A 20179-nucleotide genomic window follows, 5' to 3' on the forward strand; every position below is an offset into this window, starting at 1 on the left:
AACTAAAGGCTATTCAGGGAAAGAATATGAAAATAGCTGATGCTGATTAAGATTTCCTGCGTGTATTACCGATAACCACAGTAGAATCAGGGTTTCTGAGTAGAATGCTGTTTTCGTCGAGCAGGGCGCGTAAAGTTTTATCAGGTAACGAATCCAGAAGAATATTCTTTAAGTAATAATTACGGTGTGTGTTGCCCTCATCCAAACTGATAATTTTACACTTACAGCTGCTGTTTTCGATGGTATTGAGGATTTCTTTTGTCGAGCCATAATTACTCTGTTTGATATATACTTCGCGGATGCCGATCACATCATTATATTCGCCTGTATCGAAATTCCAGGAAGCCGAAATTACACTTTGAAACTTATTTCTGGGATCAAGGCGCATTAGCGATAACCTTGGCGATTCTACGGTATCGCGATCATTGGATACATACGAGTGCACAGAAACAATATCCTTGCTTTCGAATTGCATATAACCATTGTGGTTAAAATTGGCACCATAACGTTTAAATACAAAATAACCATCTTTAAAACGCACATCAATAACATTGGTAACCACCTGATGGTACCTGTTTTTCTCCGAACGGCGTGCCTGCGGACTCCCGATATATACCAGCCAGGTACCCACCAATCTTTTTATTTCTGAAGGTGTAGGCTTATAAACCCCGATTTTCATATCGTTGGTAATTGTTTGTAGTTTATCAGAAGCACGGTAAGTAAAAAAAGCAAGAGACAAAACGCAGATAAAAAGTAGAATAGCGGCAATCCGCCAAAAACCGATAGTAAAAATGCCTGGAGATTTTGAAACATTCGCCCCCTTTTGTATGGGCTGATTTTCTACCAGATTTGAATCTAAAGGGTTTTCTTCAAAACGCTTACGTCCTACACCATACAGATAAATATAACAGGCATCAACCAGAAAAGACCGTGGATTTGACACCATACCGTTACAGGCATCTTTAATCTGTCCGCCGGTAATATCATATTTCAAGTTAGGATAGCTTAAGTTGTTTTTATTGCGATCGGGCGCATATTCTTCATGCCCCAATGTTTCAGCAGTTACAGGCAGGCGATTGCTGATTTCGCTGAGCATTTTGGCAATCTCCTCGTAGTTTTTGCGGTTCGTATTCCGTCTTACCTCGTTACCGGTAATCCGCTCATACTTTTCAAATACCTGGGCGAGTAGATAAACAATTTCCTCTTTACCTGTTTTGAGATTCATTTTCTAAAATTCCTTTTTGAATTTACGTTAATATCTGGTTACGCAATTTAACAAACATGAACAAAATAATGCGTAGCCACAAATTATTTCATTAGGATGAAAGCTTATTATTAAGTTGCTACAAAACTAAAAAATCAACACAATAAATTGATTATCAATAAATTGGATAAATTTCGGAAATTTTATCCCCGGTTTCAGAAATCATTTATGATATTTCTAAATGCCGCATGATAAAGAATTGTGAAAAAACACACCTTATTTAGTGTAACCAAATAGCGGTACAAATACAACCCGTTTGAATGATAGCTTATTGAAATGCGATAGCTTGAAAACATCAGTTTTTGTCCGTAAACATAACTAACCAAACCAAGATCAATTATTATGAGAAAATCAATCCCATTTTCTAGTTTTTTTTATTAAAAAAAACTCGTCATCTCGACTGAAGCATAGTCCCGACATTAAGTCGGGAGAGAGATCTATCTCGAGATAGATTTAGCTCCGCTGAGCACTTACGTGGTTCTCGACTACGTTGCACTCCGCTCGAAATGACGATGTTCATAATACCCTCACGCTCTCAACCACTAAAAACAGAACCAAATTAAAACCAAATATGATAAAGGATTACTTAACTAAAAAAACGTATTGGAGTATAGTGAGCGTCTCCAGGCCGCTTCTGCTCGCTTTACTGCTCAGCGCATTTTTTATAATGCCGGCATTTGCCCAGCAGCTGGTTACAGGTACAGTAACCGATACCGGCAAAGAAGCACTGGTAGGTGTTATTGTGCAGGTTAAGGGCAAAAGCAGGCCTGCCACAACCAATAGCGAAGGAAAATTCAGCATTGAAGCTAAAACAGGTGAAACCCTTGTTTTTTCTTATGTGGGTTTTACAACACGCGAAATTGTTGTAGGCCAAAGCAATAAAATCACTGTGGTGATGGAATCGAGTATTGCCAACCTTAACGATGTAGTGGTAGTGGGTTATGGTACACAGAAAAAATCAGACCTTACTGGTGCTGTGGCGACCTTAAATACAAAAATTTTAGAAGAACGGCCGCAAACCAACATTGTAAACGCCCTGCAGGGTGCAGTACCGGGATTGAATATCTCCATCACGGGTTCTAATGCAGAAGGTAGCTCTTCGGTAACGCGTATAAGGGGCGATAAATCAATCACCGCAGATGCAAGGCCGTTGATTATTTTAGATGGTATCCCTTTTGATGGTGCATTTTCGGAAATCAACCCTAACGATATCCAGTCGCTCGAAGTGCTCAAAGATGCTTCATCATCTGCCATTTATGGTGCAAGGGGTGCAAACGGTGTAATTATCATCACTACCAAAAAAGGTACCGAAGGAAAGCTGAGTATCAATTATGATGGCTTTGTTTCTTTCGATAAGGCCATTAATATTCCGCAGATGATGGATGGCGAAACTTTTTGGAAATATAAAATAGAAGCACTTAAAGCGGCCAATACCACCACACCTACGCCTGCCAATCCGGAACCATGGCTGGGAACCATTACCCCTACCGAACTGAGGATGCACAATGCGGGTCAATCTACCAACTGGATCGATGTAGCCACGCAAAACGGTTTTAAACAACAGCACAACCTCTCTTTTAGCGGAGGAAATAAAGGCACCAAATTTTTCGTTTCCTTTAACCATTCCAATACTGAAGGTGTAGCGCTGAACGATGAATTTACCAGGGATAATTTCAGGTTTAACCTCGATCAGAACCTTACCTCATGGTTAAAATTTTCTACCAACACCCAAATGGGCCGTTATGTAAGAGATGGCTGGCCGCCTGATTTTGGAAGGGCATTCAGGATGAACCCACTTTCTGAAGCTTACGATGCCAACGGCAATATCAGGCTTTCCTCATGGGAAGATTCGAGCGTTGCCTTTGCCAAAAACCCTTTAAGCGCCATTAACGAACTTAACAGCGACAAAACACTTAAAATCATCACCAACAATGCATTCGATATCACTTTGCCGTTTATCCCTGGTTTAAGCTATAAACTGAATACCGGTTACACTTACCAGGCCAATAATTACAAAAATTACAGGGGAAGAAATACTTATGAAGGTGCGCAATCGAACGGCGAACTGAATACCAGTTATACGGAAAATAACGACTGGATTTTAGAGAATATCTTAACCTACAAACACGATTTTGGCAAACACCGCATTTTTGCAACCGGTTTATACTCGGCACAGAGTAAAGTGAACGAAAATAATTCGGTTACCGGAAAAGATTTCCCTAACGATGTCATGTATTACTACCAGGCCTCAAAAGCGGGCGTATTATCAGGAACTTCTTCTTATTCGAAACTGAACCATGAATCGCAGATGTTGAGGTTAAACTATTCTTACGATAGCCGTTACCTGTTAACAGCAACGGTGCGCCGCGACGGTTTTTCGGCATTCGGCAATAATACCAAATACGGAATATTCCCTTCTGTAGCATTGGGCTGGAACATTTCGAACGAGGAATTCTTTAAAAAATCATCGGCTTCGAATGTACTTTCCAATTTAAAATACCGCTTATCGTGGGGTAAAAATGGTAACGAAGCTGTAAATGCGTATGTAACGCTGCCAAGTTTGGCTACTTTTAACTACCTGAGCGATGATCATAAAGCACTTTATGGTTTCTATCCTTTACAACTGGCTTCGCCTAATTTAGGCTGGGAAACCACTACCTCTTTAAATACCGGTTTAGATTTCGATTTGTTTAAAGGCCGGATTACCGGAACTTTTGATGCTTATTGGTCTAACACCTCCGATCTGCTTTTAAGCCGTACCATCCCATCTATCAACGGTACCAGTTCGGTTACCGAAAATATCGGTAAAACCACAAACTCCGGTTACGAAGCCCAGTTAACCTTCAATATTTTCCGTACCAAAGATTTCAGCTGGTCATCAACCCTTAACTATTCGCACTACAATACCAAAATCAAAGATGTGGGTATTTACGACCAGAACGGAAACCCAACAGATGATGTAGGTTCGAGGTGGTTTATCGGGCAGCCCATTAATGTAAACTACGATTATGTTTTTGATGGCATCTGGCAGATCAGTAATCAGGCAAACCCTACAGGGCAACAGGATCCGCGTTACATCTACTCTATTCCGGGTAACGTAAAATACCTGGACGTAGACGGTGTAAACGGCATTACCACTGCCGACAGACAGATCATCGGCCGCACCATTCCTGATTTTACCATGAGCATGTTAAACTTTTTCAGCTATGAGGATTTTACTTTTAGTTTTTTCCTCAATGGTGTTAAAGGTATTACTGCAAGAGATGTATTATTGAATGAAAACGATATGTCGTACAGACAGAACGTGCTGAACCGCGAATTCTGGACACCCGATAATCCGATCAATACCTATCCGAAAAACGATTTAAATGGTGCGGTTAACCCGCTTAAATCGGGCTATTACCGCAAGGCTGATTATATCCGTTTGCAGGATATTACGCTGGGTTATAAAGTTCCGGCGAACATTTTAACCAAAATACGGCTGGAAAGATTAAGTGTTTTTGTAAACATTAAAAACCTGGCCACCTGGACAAGCTGGAAAGGCCTCGACCCTGAATTTATCGGAAGTCAGCTTGCTGCGCCACAGGTAAGATCGTATGTATTGGGCTTAAAAGTAGGATTGTAAATTATTTAGACGTACAACAATGAAAAAGTTAATCTATATTTTAATAGCCATGATGCTTTTTAGCATGGGGGGCTGTAAAAAAGAATTTCTGCAGGAAGAACCCCGCGATAATACCTACGCAGATAACCTGCTGGTAGACTATACCGGTTTTAAAACCATGGTAACGGCTTTACAAGGCATGATGCGCCACGAATACCGCCGTGTTGATGCCTTTGGGGGCTTTGGAAGCCTGCCTTTGGTGCAACAGAGCATGTGGAGCTGTGGCGTTGATAACTCGTGGAGCAATAACTCGCACAGTTCTTTCAAATTTATGTACTACCCGAAAAATATCGATCAAACCGATGCTGAACCGTTTAAAGCAACTTTCGAATGGCTGTACCGCATGGTTACCACCTCGAATATGATCATCACCAGGGCCGAGTCGCCATCGGTAAACTGGGGAAGTGGAAGTAAAGATGAAATTGTGGCTACAGCACGTTTCTTCAGGGCCTGGGCCTACCGTCACCTTACCTACTCCTTTGGCGCTGTACCGCTGGTTACCGAAGAAATTAACGGGGTAAACTACCGTAAGGACTGGGACCGCACCCCTGTTGCAGAAATACGGGCGGTAATGGAAGCCGATTTAAAATTTGCTGCCGAAAAACTTCCTGCCAGGGCAGCTTCCAATACCGCAGTGTCTGGTGCATTGGCCCGTCATTATCTGGGTGAGCTTTACCTGGCAATGGATAAACCACAGGAAGCTAAAAATGCCTTACAGCCCCTGGTAGAAGGTGCTGTTTATAAGCTGATGACTACCCGTTTTGGCTCAAATGCCAGCAAACCGGGTTGTGCCTTTATTGATGTTTTCCGTTCGCCATTTTACTCGCAGGGCAACCAGGAAGTGCTTTATGCATTCGTTAATACTGAACCAGAGGTAGAATCGCACGGAACATCTGCCATTTACATCAAGAGCACCTATAAAAATTATTATTCCAATGATGTGGTAATCCGCAGGAGTAACCTGAATGCCCCCGAATATATTAGTGGTGCGGTAACCCTGCCACAGATATTCTGGCTGGTAAACGGTGGAAAAGGTGCCGGCAGGTGTGTGCCATCTTTAGGTGCGCTCCGTTTGTATAATTATAAAAACCAGGGTACTGTTGACGACAGGATCTCGGATTATAGCATGGTTTGGAAAATTTACGAGAAAAATGCCGCGGGCAATATCGTAGAGTTTTTATCCGGCGGAAAAACACCGATTGATACCACTTTAACCACCGCTATGCTGGATGATAACCGTACCACCATCCAGAACTATAAATGGCCAACTACCCGCAAATGGGATTATACGCAAACCATAGCTTCGAGGGGTGATGCAGACGAATCGTACAACGATGTTTCTTACCTACGCCTTGCCGATACCTATCTGCTTTATGCAGAAGCCCTATTTAAACTGGGCGATATGGGCGGCTCCATTACCTGGATAAATAAAGTGAGGAACCGCTCGAACGCTGTTTCCATTACCACTACAGATTTAACCACAGGCGGATTGGATTTTATCCTCGATGAACGTAGCCGTGAGCTATTATCAGAAGAAGAACGCAGGCATACTTTGATGCGTATAAGCCAGGAAAAAGGTGGTGATGAACGAGATGTAAACAACTATTTCAAACGCCGTACCCGGAAATACAATGAAATAGCCGGTCGTAACGCACGGGGAATGAACGATTACGATACACCGGTGCTATTCCCGCTTCCACAGGATTTTATCGACTCCAATACCGGTCGGAAACTTACACAGAATCCGGGTTACCATTGATAAGATGAGATAGGATCATAAATATATTGTCATACTGAGCTGCCGAAATGCCTTTCATAGTGTTATGGATGGCCCTTCGACAAGCTCAGGATGACATGAAAAACCTCTATTGACATTATTCATTAATTTATTAATAATAAGCATTTTATACAGATCATGCATTTCCACCCAGCTAAGCCAAAGTACCGCACCTCCGTTATACTTAACTCCGGCCTAACAAATTTTTCGGGCTTCATCGACCTAGCCAACTTACTGACTCCCAAAGAAAAATTTTCAGCCGGCATTTTTTGTTTCTTTTTGATGCCAAAAAGGAAGATCCCTTCGGCGGCGGCGAGCCGAGGCAAGACCGTGCCATAGGGCAAATAAATCAATTAGACCACAGGAATTAAGATGCACCTCATAACAATTTCATCACCCAAGAAAAACATACACTAAAACAGAAATCAATTGAGATATTTAAAAACACTATACGTCCAGGTATTAATCGCCATCGTGCTTGGCGTAATCGTTGGGTACCTTTACCCTTCATTCGCACCATCGGCCAAACTCATCAGCGATACCTTTATCAATATGATCAAAATGATCATTGCGCCTGTTATTTTCCTGAGCATTGTAATCGGGATTGCAAAAGCAGGAGATATTAAAAAAGTTGGTAAAATGGGTTTAAAGGCGATTGTTTATTTCGAAATCATCACCACCATTGCCATTATCATCGGTTTGGTTATCGCCAATATCATTAAACCCGGCGAAGGGGTTGAAAAACCCGTAACCGCCGCCGCACAGGCGGTACATGGGGCAGAAATAGACTGGAAAGAATTTATTGCCCATATTGTTCCCGGTAACATTGTAGAAGCATTTGCCAAAGGAGAAATTGTTCAGGTACTGTTTTTTGGTGTACTGTTCGCCGTTGCGTTGAGCAAAATGAAATCAGCCGGCGATAGCGTAATTGCCGGTTTTGAAAAAATTAACCAGGTATTGTTCAATATCCTCCATATTGTAATCAAAGTAAGTCCTTTAGGTGCTTTCGGCGGCATGGCATACACCATCGGGAAGTTTGGTTTTGCCACCCTGGCGGTTTTGGGCAAATTGCTCATCACCTTCTATATCACCGGTGCTGCTTTTATTTTTATTGTACTCTACCTGGTATTAAAGGCAAACGGATTCAGTTTATGGAAACTATTAAAGTATATCAAATCCGAATTATTGATCGTGCTCGGATCGAGCAGCAGCGAGGCCGTTCTGCCCAACATTATGGAAAAACTCGAAGCTGCAGGCTGCGAAAAAAGCGTAGTTGGGCTGGTAGTTCCGGCTGGCTATAGTTTTAACCTCGATGGCACCAGTATTTACCTCAGTTTAGCCGTTGTTTTCCTCGCCCAGCTCTTTCATGTTAACCTTACCCTGGGGCAGGAAATCACCATTATAGGCATCCTGATGTTAACCAGTAAAGGTGCTGCAGGCGTTACAGGAAGTGGTTTTTTGGTGCTTACTTCTACCCTAACCGCTTTAAAAATCATTCCGCTCGAAGGTTTGGCCCTCCTGGTAGGCGTAGATCGTTTTATGAGTGAAGGAAGGGCCATCATCAACGTAATCGGTAATACCATTGCCACATTGGTGATTGCCAAAAGCGAAAAATTAATCGATGTTCAAAAATATTTAGCTACAGTAGAAAATCCTGAAAAGAAGTAATGAGCATGATACAGACTGCAAATACCACAATACACCTACAATTATCTGCCGACGAACTCATTAACAGAGCATTATTGGCAGAAGGAAAACTGAACGATACCGGTGCCTTATGCATTAATACGGGCACGTTTACTGGAAGGAGTCCGTTGGATAAATTCACGGTGGAAGATGAGTTGAGTATATCACTTACCGATTGGAAAAGTGATTTCAATATCCCAATGAAAACACATTATTTTGAGGCCTTGAAAGAAGATTTACTTGCCTTTATAAATAACCAGCATGAAATCTTTCAAAGGCTATGTTATGCAAGTGCGCACCCTGATTATCGCTTAAAAATCAACGTGATTACGCAAAGTGCTTCTGCCAATCTGTTTGCCTACAATATGTTTTTAAGGCCGGAGGATGTTTCTACAGAAAATGTTATCGGCGAATGGACGGTTATTCAGGTACCTGGTTTTGAGGCAGATCCCGCCAAACACGGAACGCGGTCGAAGAATTTTTCGGTGATCTCCTTTAAAGAAAAAATGATCCTGATTGGCGGTACAGGTTACACCGGAGAAATTAAAAAAGGGATTTTTACTGTCCTCAACTTTTTAATGCCTGCAAACTACGGAGTATTGAGCATGCACTGCAGTGCCAATATCGGTACACAAGGCGATACCGCTTTATTTTTTGGCTTAAGCGGCACAGGTAAAACCACTTTAAGTACCGATCCTCAGCGGTGGCTCATTGGTGATGACGAACATGGCTGGAGTAAAGATGCCGTATTTAATTTTGAAGGTGGCTGTTATGCTAAAACCATCGGCTTAAATGCCGAACACGAACCCGAAATATTTGCAGTCCTGCGCCATGGCGCATTGGTAGAAAATGTAGTTTTTCGTCCGGATAGTAATGAAATTGATTTTAACGATAACAGCATCACCGAAAATACACGCGTAAGTTATCCCATTACCTTTATTGACAGGATTGCAAGGCCTTCGGTGGGTGGAATCCCCAGAAACATATTTTTCCTTACCTGCGATGCTACAGGTGTATTGCCACCCATCAGTAAACTCAGTATCGAACAGGCAGAATATTATTTTTTAAGTGGTTACACCTCTAAAGTTGCAGGAACGGAAACCGGTATAAAATCGCCTAAACCAACCTTCAGCACCTGTTTCGGCGCTCCTTTTTTACCCTTAAACCCAAATGTGTATGCCGAAATGTTAGGTGCAAAACTCAGGGAACATGAAATTAAAGTATGGTTAGTGAATACCGGTTGGTGTGGTTTGCCTTTTCATCAGGGTAAACGCATCAGCCTTTCGCATACACGCACCATGGTAAATGCGGCATTAAATGGAGTGCTGGATAAAGCGGATTTTGAAATTTTTCCATTATTTAATCTGGCTGTTCCATTCGAGTGTAAAAATATACCAACAGCGCTACTCAATCCGTACAAAACCTACCAGAACAACAGCGATTATCTGGAACGCATGAAAAAACTGGCCAGCGACTTCGAAAATAATTTTACACAATATGCATCATCTGTGCGGAACAGTGTGATTGCCTGTAATCCAACATCCATATAAACAGAATACCATGAAAAAAATAAAATTACTGATCGTTTTCTGCTGTTTTTTTGCCTCCTTAACCATGGCGCAGGAAAAACACCGTTTTTTTGACGATGTACAAACCATAAAAAGTTACGATAAAATTTATGCCCCTGCAATCAGTCCCATCCTGTTTATCGGTAGCTCATCGATCAGGCGCTGGAGCAATCTGCAAAGCACTTTTGGCACCTATAACGTTTTGAACAGGGGCATCGGGGGAGCGGTAATTGATGACGTTACCTATTACCTCGATGATCTTCTGTTTGTTTATCAACCAAGGCAGGTGGTGATTTACGTGGGCGAAAATGATATCCCCATAGAAAATGAATCGCCTGAAATTATCCTCGAAAAAACCATTGCCTTGTATAAGGCCATCAGGGAAAAATTACCCGAAGTACCCATTGTTTACATTTCTTTAAAACCGAGTCCGGTAAGGGATAAGTTTCAGGCAAAATGTATGGCTGCCAACAAGCTGCTTCAGTCTTTTTTTGAAAAAGAAAAAAACACTTCATTTGCAGATGTTTTTACGCCCATGTTAAAGGATGGCAAATCGCGCCCTGAACTATTTGTTTCCGATATGCTGCACATGAAACCCGAAGGTTACAAAATCTGGGAAAATGTATTGAAACCAAAACTCCTTAAACCAGCGAACTAATATGAAGTGGCATTATTTGATTTTTCTGCTTTGTTGTTCCGTTATTGTAAAAGCGCAACAGGAATTTAACCTTTATAGCGGAAAAATCCCCAATTCGAAAGGATGTGAGGTAAAGGAAATATGGACAGAAGAAAAAGGTAAACGTGGTACGGTAAAAAAAGTCACCGTTCCTACATTAAAGGTTTTCATGCCCCAAAATACCGGAATTAACCGTCCGGCTGTAATTATTTGTCCGGGTGGTGGTTATGGCAACCTCAGTATTTTCGATGGTGGTTACGAAACGGCTGCCGAGCTAAGTAAAGCCGGAATAGTGGCATTTGTATTAAAATACCGCCTTTCAGATAGTTTATGTAATAAAAACAATGGATTAATTGCCCTGCAGGATGCCCAACAGGCGATTTCTCTTGTTAGAAAAAATGCAGCAAAGTACGGCGTCAATCCCAACAAAATAGGTTACGTTGGTTTTTCGGCCGGAGGGCATTTAGCTGCCATGGCTTCTACCCATTACAACGATAAACAGGTAGATTCGGATATCAGTTTAAGGCCCGATTTTACCATCCTTGCCTACCCGATTATCAGTTTCCGCGATTCGTTAACAGCACCTGGATCTAAAACGAGGATCAATCTTTTAGGAAAAAACATAACACAAGAGCAAATCAGGTGGTATTCTCCCGAGCTTAACGTGAATAACCAAACACCACCGGCTTTTTTAATCCATGCTTCTGACGATCAAACGGCCCTTGTAGAAAACAGTTTGAGTTATTACGAAGCTTTGCATAAGAGGAATATTCCTGCAACCATTAAAATTTACCAAAAAGGAGGACATGGTTTTGCCAATTATAACAAGGCAGAAGACGACCATTGGCTGCCACAAGCGGTAAAATGGCTGAAAATGAATAACTTTCTGAATTAACATCCCATATCAAATTCAATATCATGTACATTTTTCGATAACACGCCCCTCAACAATCGAACAACTCAGGTTTTATTGTTTGAATTGTTTAATTTTGCACCGTGAGCAAAAGAGAAAATATCGACAGTTTTTATCAGCGTATCAAATATCCGGTGCTTGAACGTTTATCACCCGATCATCCTCATATCAACATTTTTGAACGGGCATCGTGTGTAGGTGTTGTTCCTTATTCGCGGAGGGATTATTATAAAGTTACGCTGATATTGGGTAAAGGCACGCTCGAATATGCCGATAAAACATTGTATATCGACCGGCCTGCGCTCATGTTTTCGAATCCGCTCATCCCTTATCACTGGCAACCTGATGTAGGCGAACAACTGGGCTGGTTCTGTATATTTAATGATGCTTTCGTAAAACAGCGTGATGAGTTGTTAACCGATCTGCCCATGTTCCAGATCGAAACCGACAAAGTATTTTTCCCTGATGCTGAAAGCGTTAAAGAGATTTCGCTTTTCTTTGAGAAAATGGTAGAGGAAAACAAAAATAACTATGCACTAAAACAGGATGTATTGCGTAATTACCTCCATCTCATTATCCACCATGCGCTAAAATTAAAGCCTGCCCATAACTACAATCATGATATGAACGCTTCTGCAAGGATTACTTCCATGTTTCTGGAACTTCTGGGCAGGCAATTCCCGATCGATTCGAGACAACATGAGCTTAAACTCAAATCGGCAAAGGATTTTGCAGATCACCTTTCCGTACACACTAACCACTTAAACCGTGCAGTTAAGGAGGTTACGGGTAAAACCACAACCGAACATATTGCTTCAAGAATTATGCTCGAGGCAAACGAACTTTTACGACACAGTAACTGGGCCATTTCAGAAATTGGTTATTGCCTGGGATTTGAATATCCTGGTTATTTTAATACCTTTTATAAAAAATATTCGGGTAAAAGCCCTAAAGAGATCCGCAAAGCGGTTGTTTGAATTTTAGAATTATTGGTTTGAATACTTTTATTTCCGAAACAAGCGCTCTCCTATCTTTGTTGCATAATTAAAGGTTATGAAATACAGAAAATTAGGAAATACAGACATTGCTTTATCGGCTTTAGGATTAGGCTGCATGAGCATGAACCATGCTTATGGTGAACCCGATGATAACGAATCCATTGCTACATTGGAAAAAGCGCTCGAATTGGGCATCAATTTTTGGGATACCGCTGATATTTATGCGAATGGTGCCAACGAAGAACTGGTGGCAAAGGTTTTAAAGCCAAACCGTCAAAAGATTTTTATTGCAACCAAATTTGGTTTCGAACTGAACACCAAAGGAAAATATACGGCATTTAATGGCTCACCTGCTTACCTGAAAAAAGCCGTTGAAGACAGTTTACGCCGTTTACAAACAGATGTAATCGACCTTTATTATGCACATCGCATTGATCCCAATGTACCCGTAGAGGAAATGGTTGGTGCCATGGCCGATCTGGTAAAAGAAGGAAAAGTGCGTTACCTCGGACTTTCTGAAGCATCGGCCAATTCGGTTAGGCGTGCACATGCTGTACACCCGATAAGTGCTTTACAAAGTGAATATTCATTACTCACCCGCGAAGTAGAAGCCGAAATTTTACCGGTTTGTAAAGAACTGGGGATATCTTTTATTCCTTTCAGTCCATTGGCCAGAGGATTGGTAACCAACACATTAGATGTAAGCACCTTAAAAGACGGCGATTTTCGAAAAAGCCTTCCACGTTTTCAGGAAGAGCATGCTGAAAACAACAGGGGATTAACACAGGAATTTGCCGAACTGGCTGCCGGTAAAAACTGTTCAGCCGCACAACTTGCTATTGCATGGGTACTTGCCCAGGGCGAAAACATTATTCCCATCCCGGGTACAAAACGCAGAAAATACCTGATCGAAAATGCGGGTGCTGTTGATGTAAATATTACTGCTGATGACCTTGCTAAAATTGAGGTATTGCTAAAAAAATATCCCAATACCGGCGAACGTTATAGCGAAGCCAATAATAAATTCGTGGATAAGAACTAATCAAAACTGATATTTTATTAAAAGCCTGGTTCGCTAACCGGGCTTTTTTAATAGAAAACACCCTAAAAATTTATAAAAACTACACATTAAAATAAGTTTCGTGTAAATTTCATGATTAAAAACATACAACAGAGCCATATTTAAATCTACATTACCGATTTCGTGTAAAAATCTGATAATCAACGTTATTTAACGACACAAATATTACCTGCTTATCTATATTTGTTTCACGTCCCACATAAATTAATAACATTTAGTACGATGGGACATATTCTGAAAAACTTCAATAAAGCTGAACGCTACAGTTCACAAAAACAATACCCTGTTTTCCTGATTATTTCTCCCGATTCCCGCCATCGCGATCTAATTTGTGCTTCCCAATACTACCGCCTGTAATAATTTTTGCTAATGGTGTTCTTTAGTTTAAAAAAACATCAGTTGCGTTAAAAAATATTGTAAGATCAACCTATTAACTAACTTTTAACTAACGAACCAATGAAAACACAATTTTTAAAATCAAAAACAGGTTATGCAATTATTTTTTTAACTGGTCTGGCCGTAGCCATCAGTTGTAAAAAAAGCAATACCGGTAACGAAATTCAACCAGACCAAACCCAGCTAAGCAAAGATGAAGAAATGGCCATCGCCAAGGCGGGCTTCTCTCCTGCTGACGCCTTTAAAAAAGATGGCGGTTACCTGGTAGAAGGTGATATTTTTCTGGATGCTAAAAACCTGGCCATTCAGCAGGGAATTGTTGATGATCTTAATAAAAATAAACCAAGTACCGAACAGTACCGTACTACAAATATTGTGAGTGTTGGCACTTCAAGGACTTTAAAAATAAAAGTGGACGCCGGCGCATCACAAACGGTATTTACCGATGCAACTACTGAAGCACTTAAACGTTATAACGACCTTAACCTAAAACTTAGCTTCAGACTTTTGGATGCAACTTCTACTGAAACAGCGGATATCTCCATCATCGGTGCCGATTTAGGTAAAGCATCAAACGGACAAACCATTCTTGGTCAGTCGGCCGGATTTCCGGCAAACGGAAACCCTGCTACCCCAATTAAACTTAACAATAAGGTATATAGTGCAACCTATGATAAAAAGAGTTTGCTGGCTACCGTAATTGCGCATGAGATTGGCCATGCCATTGGTTTTAGACATACCGATTATGCAGACAGAAACTATAGCTGCGATATACAGACCTACAACTCGTGGCTTGGAAAATATTTAAAGCAAAATGAAGGTAAGGCGGATGTAGGTGCTGTTCATATTCCCGGAACACCAACGGCTGAAAACGGAGATCCGGAATCGTGGATGCTTGCCTGCTTGGGTAACAATAGCCGCCCTTTTACCACTTACGATCAGGTGGCCATAAAAGCCCTCTATCCGGTAAAATAATCAAAAAAAACACCGTTGATCTTACAGCATGGTAACCGGAATTCCGGTTACCATTTTTTGTTTTGTAATTGGCTTGTCAATAGATAAATATTCCGCTTAAAATTTGCGACCGATTGTTCATATTTGTACCGTCATGAAAAAAGCCGAACGTACCAAACAGTTCATTATCGAAAAATCTGCACCGGTTTTTAATAAAAAAGGTGTTGCAGGCACTTCTATGAACGATATTATGGAGGCTACACAATTGGCAAAAGGTGGTGTTTACCGGCATTTCCCCAGTAAAGAAGCGCTGAGTCTGGAAGTTTTTAATTATCTGAGCAGTTTAATGCACGATGCGGTTACAGGAGTAGTAAGGGAAATACCAACAGCCAAGGGAAAACTTTATGGCTTACTGGATTTTTACGACAGTCGTATTTTATCTAAATGGGGTGGTTGTGCCATCCTAAATTTTGGGGCAGAGGCTGATGATACCAATCCTGTAATGAAGCAAAAAGTAAGTGCTGCCATCCACCGTTTTAAAAACCGTATTATTAAAATCATCGTTGATGGACAGGAAAATGGCGAATTTTCTAAAGATTTTGATGCAGAACAATACGCAGTTAAAGTTTTTACCATGTACGAAGGCGCCGTACTGATCAGCAAAATAGAAAATAGTCCCGAATACCTGCATAATACTATCGCCATACTGAAAAAAGAAATTGAGCCTTATATCATCTAAAATTTTTTACACAAAAAGAGACCAATCGTTCACTTTTATAAAATAAGAATAAACCTAACATCACCCGCATCCCATATACTATAGTTAAACCAACAAAAACAAGATAATTTTTTTTACCAAAAAAGAGACCAAACGTTCACTTTTACCAAAACACCCAATGAACAATTTAAAACGCATATTATTAATCATTACGGTATTGATGGCCGCCGTGATGGAACTGATTGATACCACCATTGTAAACGTGGCCCTTTCACACATGAGCGGGAATCTTGGCGCTACATTGGAAGATACCACCTGGGTGGTTACGGCTTATGCCATAGCCAACGTGATCATCATCCCCATGACCAGTTTTTTAACCGCTATTTTTGGCAGGAGGAAGTATTACATTGGTTCAATTATCGTATTTGTAGTGTGTTCGATTATGTGTGGTGGGGCACCGGATATTTGGACATTGGTGGCATTCAGGTTTTTACAGGGATTGGGCGGCGGTGCATTGTTATCGGTTTCGCAGGCTGTAATATTCGAACTTTTCCCGAAAGAAAAACAGGGCGTGGCCAGTGCAATTTTTGGCATAGGTGTATTTATCGGACCAACCATTGGCCCAACAATGGGCGGTTTGATTATTGATAACTACAACTGGCCGCTGATTTTTTACATCAACATCCCCATCGGTATAGCAGCAGCTGTTTCCTGTTATTTTCTGCTTACTGAACCACTTATTAAACCTAAAATAAACAAAGTAGACTGGCTGGGCATTATTCTACTAGCCATAGGTATCGGCTCATTACAAACGGTTTTAGAACGCGGACAAACGGAAGATTGGTTTGCTACCGGTTACATTATCGTATTAACAGTTACCGCTATTGTTGCCTTAACAGCATTCATTCTCTGGGAATTACATGTGCCCCATCCTGTTGTTAACCTGAGGGTATTTAAAAGCAGATCTTTATCTATTGCCGCCATTTTAACCTTTATTACCGGCATCGGCATGTTTACTTCGGTTTTTATTACACCTGTACTGGCCCAGCGCCTGCTTGGTTTTACACCTACCGAAACCGGACTGATGTTACTGCCCAGTGCTGTAATTGCCATATTTGCACTGATTGCTTCGGGCAGGCTGATGGCCAAAGGGGTATCTCCGATTTTGATTGTTGTTTTGGGCTTTATCTGTTTTATTTATTTCAACTGGAGCATGTCGGGTATTAATTTTGGCATTTCAGCACGCGCCATCAGTATTAATCTGATTTTCCGTGCTACCGCCATGGCTTTTTTAACTGTCCCCCTCACCTTGCTGGCGGTATCATCATTGGCTCCTGCCGATATTCCGCAGGGTGCATCGCTGAACAATATGATGAGGCAATTGGGTGGTGCGTTTGGCATTTCGGCGGTGAACACTTATTACGCACAAAGAATTGCAGTACACCGCACCGATTTGTTAACGCATATCAACCCCTATAATCCACAGGCTGTTGAACGTTTAAATTCGCTGACCTCTTATTTTCAACAAAAAGGGAGCAATATAATGGAGGCCCGTATGAAAGGGATTGGCGTATTGGAACATACGATTAGTACACAATCGTCTATGCTCAGTTATATCGATTGTTATTATTTTGTGGGGCTGCTTTTTGTAATTACACTGCCGCTGTTACTTTTTGTAAAAACGAAGAAAAATCCTGCAGCAGCTAAAATGGTGATATCGGATCATTGATATCTGGTTAAACGATAAATTTTGTTTAAATTTTTTGTGCCTTGCCACAGTTGTGATTCATCGCCATCTAAAGTAAAATATTCTACTTCAACCAATACAAATCCATCCAGAGCATTTCACATTTGATTTTCTCCGTTTCATTGTATAAATTGAACCCGGATAATCCTTTTTCAATCAACAATTATGAAACGGTACATTTTTATCATTCTTCTGGCTTTGTCTTTTTCTGCAAAAGCGCAGCCTAATATCAACCATTATAAATATATCATTGTGCCCGAGAAATACAGTTTTCTTAAACAGCCAAATCAGTATAATTTAAATGGTGTTACCAAAGCGCTGTTTGAGGGTATGGGTTTTACGGTTTATTATGATAACGCCGATCTTCCGACTGAAATTGCAGGCGATAGATGTAAGGCCTTAACAGCAGATGTACTCGAAAAAAACAGCATGTTTGTAACCAATTTAACGGTTGTGCTGAAAGATTGCAAAGGAACAGTAGTATTAAAAAGCAAGGAAGGAAAAAGCAGGGAAAAGGAATATAAAACCTCATTCAATCTAGCTTTACAGGATGCCTTTAGTTCGTTAAACGATTTTCGTTATACCGCAGGCAGCACACCTGAAACTTCAATCCCTGCCCCTGCTACAACAACAACAGCTGCAGCACCTGCTCAGGAAGTTAAAACTGAAGCCGTGCCGGCACCTGTAAGTCAGCCAGCAACAACCGGAACAAAACTAACTGAAGCGGTACTTTACGCACAGCCCATAAACAACGGTTACCAATTGGTTGATGCAACACCAAAAATTGTAATGACTTTATTAAAAACTTCTGTTGAAGATTTCTTTATTGCCAGTAACGGCGGTATTGCAGGTGTAGTTTTAAAGAAAAACGGCAGCTGGTTTTTTGAGTATTATAAAAACAATGTGCTGGTTTCTGATAAGCTGCCGATTAAGTTTTAGGAGGTTCCCATACATTTTTAAGATAAAACACTCAAAGAAGTCGTCATCTCGACTGTAACGCAGTGGAATGGAGAGATCTATCTCGAGATAGATTTAGCTTCGCTGAGCATTATTTGGTTCTCGACTGCATTGCACCTGATAGCTATCGGCTCCACTCGAAATGACGTACTGGGGAGTTTCCGTTCGAATTGACGGTCAGTAAACAAAAAGCCGCACAAACTGCGGCTTTTTGTTCATCATAATCATCTAATTATTCGAATATCCTGGATTTTGGTCCGCTTCGGATATATCGTCGTTTTGTTTAATTTCCTGTAATGGAATGGGGTAACGGTTATGGAAAGGCTGTATAGAAGCACTCTCTTTTGTCCATTTGTTACGTGCTTTTACAAGATCTACCAGTTTACCGGTTCTGATCAGGTCCATTCTTCTCCATCCTTCGAAGCAAAGTTCGCGCATGCGTTCGTCCATAATGGCTGTTCTGAAATCCTGTTGCGACATTGCCGCACTCCATTTTTTATCATCAGGCAGATTGTTGTTCCATGCCCTTCTTCTTACGGTTGTATTGACCAAATCAACCGCCTGGGCAGTTGCACCGGTTTCATTTAAGGCTTCGGCATAACATAAAAGCACATCCGAATAACGCAGGTAAAAAATATTCTTGCCCGAAAGCCAGAAACTCAACGTACCATCAGTTCTGATATCTTCATATTTTTTAACGTGTGGATCGAGCTCATCGCCACCAAATGTAGGGTTAAGTACAGGTGTTTTGCCTTTATAGGTAAAATCGTAACGGATGCTCTCCCCTTTTCTTACATCGCCATCCTCCCAAAGTCCGCCTGCAGTTGCATCTTTATAACAATACTGTGTGGGCACCATCAGGTCGTAACCGCCAAAATAAGCATATTGATCAATTTCGGCCAAAGACCTCGATCCCATTTGCCATTGGGTTTGGTTATTATCGGGGTAAACATTGTTAAACTGAAATTCGTAGATAGATTCGCTGCTGTTTGGTTTTGCAGGGTTCCAAAGGTCGGCATAATTGGCTACGAGTTGGTATGTGCCTGCATCTACAATCTGTTTAAACGTATCTCTGGCTTTGGCAAAATCGCGTACCCCCGAACTAACAGGCGCGTACATGTATACTTTACCCAATAGTGCCAATGCAGCACCTTTAGTGGCTTTACGTTTGTCGGTTTGTGTTGCAGGCAGGTATTTTACTGCATTTTCAAGGTCCGAAACAATACTGCTGTACACCAATGTTAAAGGTTGACGTTTGGTACCATATTCAGCAAATTTTGCCTGATCGATCAATGGTATTTCGCCCCAGTACTGGCTCATTTCGAAATTAAGCGCCGCCCTGATAAAGGAAGCATCGCCCAAAATCCTGTTTTTACGCTCAGGATCTTCTGTATTTAAGCTTAAGGCATAAATTACCTTTGCTGCTGCAGAAATTACCGGCCAGCGGCTGTTCCATTGCTCGGCAAGGGCGGTATTACTGGCAGTTAAAAAGCCATTATAGCGGTCTAAACCTGCCTGACGATCGTCGGTTCTAACCTGGTAAGCGCCTTGCTGAGCTTCATCGGTACCCAGGGTAAAAACAAAACCTCCCCTATCTTTTTTAGTATTGCGCCAGCTGGTATATAAACCCAGTACCAAAGGTTCGATATTATCGAGGCTTTTAAAAACCTGCTCTTCGGTAAGGGCAGTTTGTGGCTCTTCTGTTATAAATTTTTTGCACGATCCGCTTAGTATCACCAATAAGGCAAGCATGATCAAACTATATTTCCTTTTCATCGTA

At 41.2% G+C, this 20179-nt stretch carries 14 protein-coding genes; 12 read left to right on the top strand and 2 right to left on the bottom strand.

Going from position 1 to position 20179, the window contains the following annotated elements:
- Positions 1-46: 46 nt before the first annotated feature.
- Positions 47-1225 (bottom strand): hypothetical protein, encoded by a 1179-nt coding sequence (locus DRW42_RS00965; RefSeq protein WP_113946956.1) that lies wholly within the window; start codon positions 1223-1225, stop codon positions 47-49.
- Positions 1226-1835: 610 nt separating this feature from the next.
- On the opposite strand from DRW42_RS00965, the gene DRW42_RS00970 reads away from it, so the two are divergent.
- The 12 genes from DRW42_RS00970 to DRW42_RS01030 all read left to right on the top strand — a co-directional run bounded on the left by DRW42_RS00970 (position 1836) and on the right by DRW42_RS01030 (position 18381).
- On the top strand, positions 1836-4889 hold the full coding sequence (locus DRW42_RS00970) for a SusC/RagA family TonB-linked outer membrane protein (protein WP_113946957.1): 3054 nt from the start codon (positions 1836-1838) through the stop codon (positions 4887-4889).
- Between the two features lie 19 nt (positions 4890-4908).
- A complete protein-coding gene (locus DRW42_RS00975; protein WP_113946958.1) occupies positions 4909-6687 on the top strand; it encodes a RagB/SusD family nutrient uptake outer membrane protein in 1779 nt (592 codons plus the stop codon).
- A gap of 447 nt (positions 6688-7134) precedes the next feature.
- Positions 7135-8373 (top strand): C4-dicarboxylate transporter DctA, encoded by a 1239-nt coding sequence (gene dctA, locus DRW42_RS00985; RefSeq protein WP_113946960.1) that lies wholly within the window; start codon positions 7135-7137, stop codon positions 8371-8373.
- Between the two features lie 5 nt (positions 8374-8378).
- Positions 8379-9941, top strand: coding sequence for a phosphoenolpyruvate carboxykinase (ATP) (pckA, locus tag DRW42_RS00990; protein WP_113947178.1), 1563 nt, complete (start codon positions 8379-8381; stop codon positions 9939-9941).
- A 10-nt stretch (positions 9942-9951) separates the two neighbouring features.
- Positions 9952-10617: a GDSL-type esterase/lipase family protein gene (locus tag DRW42_RS00995; protein ID WP_113947179.1), complete on the top strand. Its 666-nt coding sequence runs from the start codon at positions 9952-9954 to the stop codon at positions 10615-10617.
- 1 nt (position 10618) lies between these two features.
- Positions 10619-11530, top strand: coding sequence for an alpha/beta hydrolase (locus DRW42_RS01000; protein ID WP_113946961.1), 912 nt, complete (start codon positions 10619-10621; stop codon positions 11528-11530).
- A gap of 101 nt (positions 11531-11631) precedes the next feature.
- Positions 11632-12525, top strand: a complete 894-nt coding sequence (locus DRW42_RS01005; RefSeq protein ID WP_113946962.1) for a helix-turn-helix domain-containing protein — start codon at positions 11632-11634, stop codon at positions 12523-12525.
- Between the two features lie 76 nt (positions 12526-12601).
- The gene (locus tag DRW42_RS01010; RefSeq protein ID WP_113946963.1) at positions 12602-13588 is read left to right on the top strand and encodes an aldo/keto reductase; all 987 of its coding nucleotides are present in this window, start codon (positions 12602-12604) and stop codon (positions 13586-13588) included.
- 495 nt (positions 13589-14083) lie between these two features.
- The gene (locus DRW42_RS01015) at positions 14084-14998 is read left to right on the top strand and encodes a M57 family metalloprotease (RefSeq protein WP_113946964.1); all 915 of its coding nucleotides are present in this window, start codon (positions 14084-14086) and stop codon (positions 14996-14998) included.
- A 133-nt stretch (positions 14999-15131) separates the two neighbouring features.
- Positions 15132-15716: a TetR/AcrR family transcriptional regulator gene (locus DRW42_RS01020; protein WP_113946965.1), complete on the top strand. Its 585-nt coding sequence runs from the start codon at positions 15132-15134 to the stop codon at positions 15714-15716.
- 157 nt (positions 15717-15873) lie between these two features.
- Positions 15874-17424 carry a DHA2 family efflux MFS transporter permease subunit gene (locus DRW42_RS01025; protein WP_113946966.1) on the top strand — a complete coding sequence of 517 codons (1551 nt, stop codon included), beginning with the start codon at positions 15874-15876 and terminating at the stop codon, positions 17422-17424.
- Between the two features lie 183 nt (positions 17425-17607).
- Positions 17608-18381 carry a hypothetical protein gene (locus DRW42_RS01030; RefSeq protein WP_113946967.1) on the top strand — a complete coding sequence of 258 codons (774 nt, stop codon included), beginning with the start codon at positions 17608-17610 and terminating at the stop codon, positions 18379-18381.
- A 246-nt stretch (positions 18382-18627) separates the two neighbouring features.
- Here DRW42_RS01030 and DRW42_RS01035 read toward each other — a convergent pair whose 3' ends face one another.
- The gene (locus DRW42_RS01035; protein ID WP_113946968.1) at positions 18628-20175 is read right to left on the bottom strand and encodes a RagB/SusD family nutrient uptake outer membrane protein; all 1548 of its coding nucleotides are present in this window, start codon (positions 20173-20175) and stop codon (positions 18628-18630) included.
- Between the last annotated feature and the right edge of the window lie 4 nt (positions 20176-20179).

The organism is Pedobacter miscanthi, assembly GCF_003315595.1.
Lineage (GTDB): Bacteria > Bacteroidota > Bacteroidia > Sphingobacteriales > Sphingobacteriaceae > Pedobacter > Pedobacter miscanthi.

Bases quoted from the DNA above. Each gene is read 5' to 3' on its own strand.
- DRW42_RS01015 (WP_113946964.1), top strand. From the start codon at position 14,084: ATGAAAACACAATTTTTAAAATCAAAAACAGGTTATGCAATTATTTTT.
- DRW42_RS00995 (WP_113947179.1), top strand. From the start codon at position 9,952: ATGAAAAAAATAAAATTACTGATCGTTTTCTGCTGTTTTTTTGCCTCC.
- DRW42_RS01035 (WP_113946968.1), bottom strand. From the start codon at position 20,175: ATGAAAAGGAAATATAGTTTGATCATGCTTGCCTTATTGGTGATACTA.
- DRW42_RS01025 (WP_113946966.1), top strand. From the start codon at position 15,874: ATGAACAATTTAAAACGCATATTATTAATCATTACGGTATTGATGGCC.
- DRW42_RS01010 (WP_113946963.1), top strand. From the start codon at position 12,602: ATGAAATACAGAAAATTAGGAAATACAGACATTGCTTTATCGGCTTTA.
- DRW42_RS01030 (WP_113946967.1), top strand. From the start codon at position 17,608: ATGAAACGGTACATTTTTATCATTCTTCTGGCTTTGTCTTTTTCTGCA.
- DRW42_RS00965 (WP_113946956.1), bottom strand. From the start codon at position 1,225: ATGAATCTCAAAACAGGTAAAGAGGAAATTGTTTATCTACTCGCCCAG.
- DRW42_RS00975 (WP_113946958.1), top strand. From the start codon at position 4,909: ATGAAAAAGTTAATCTATATTTTAATAGCCATGATGCTTTTTAGCATG.
- DRW42_RS01020 (WP_113946965.1), top strand. From the start codon at position 15,132: ATGAAAAAAGCCGAACGTACCAAACAGTTCATTATCGAAAAATCTGCA.
- DRW42_RS00970 (WP_113946957.1), top strand. From the start codon at position 1,836: ATGATAAAGGATTACTTAACTAAAAAAACGTATTGGAGTATAGTGAGC.
- DRW42_RS01000 (WP_113946961.1), top strand. From the start codon at position 10,619: ATGAAGTGGCATTATTTGATTTTTCTGCTTTGTTGTTCCGTTATTGTA.
- pckA (WP_113947178.1), top strand. From the start codon at position 8,379: ATGATACAGACTGCAAATACCACAATACACCTACAATTATCTGCCGAC.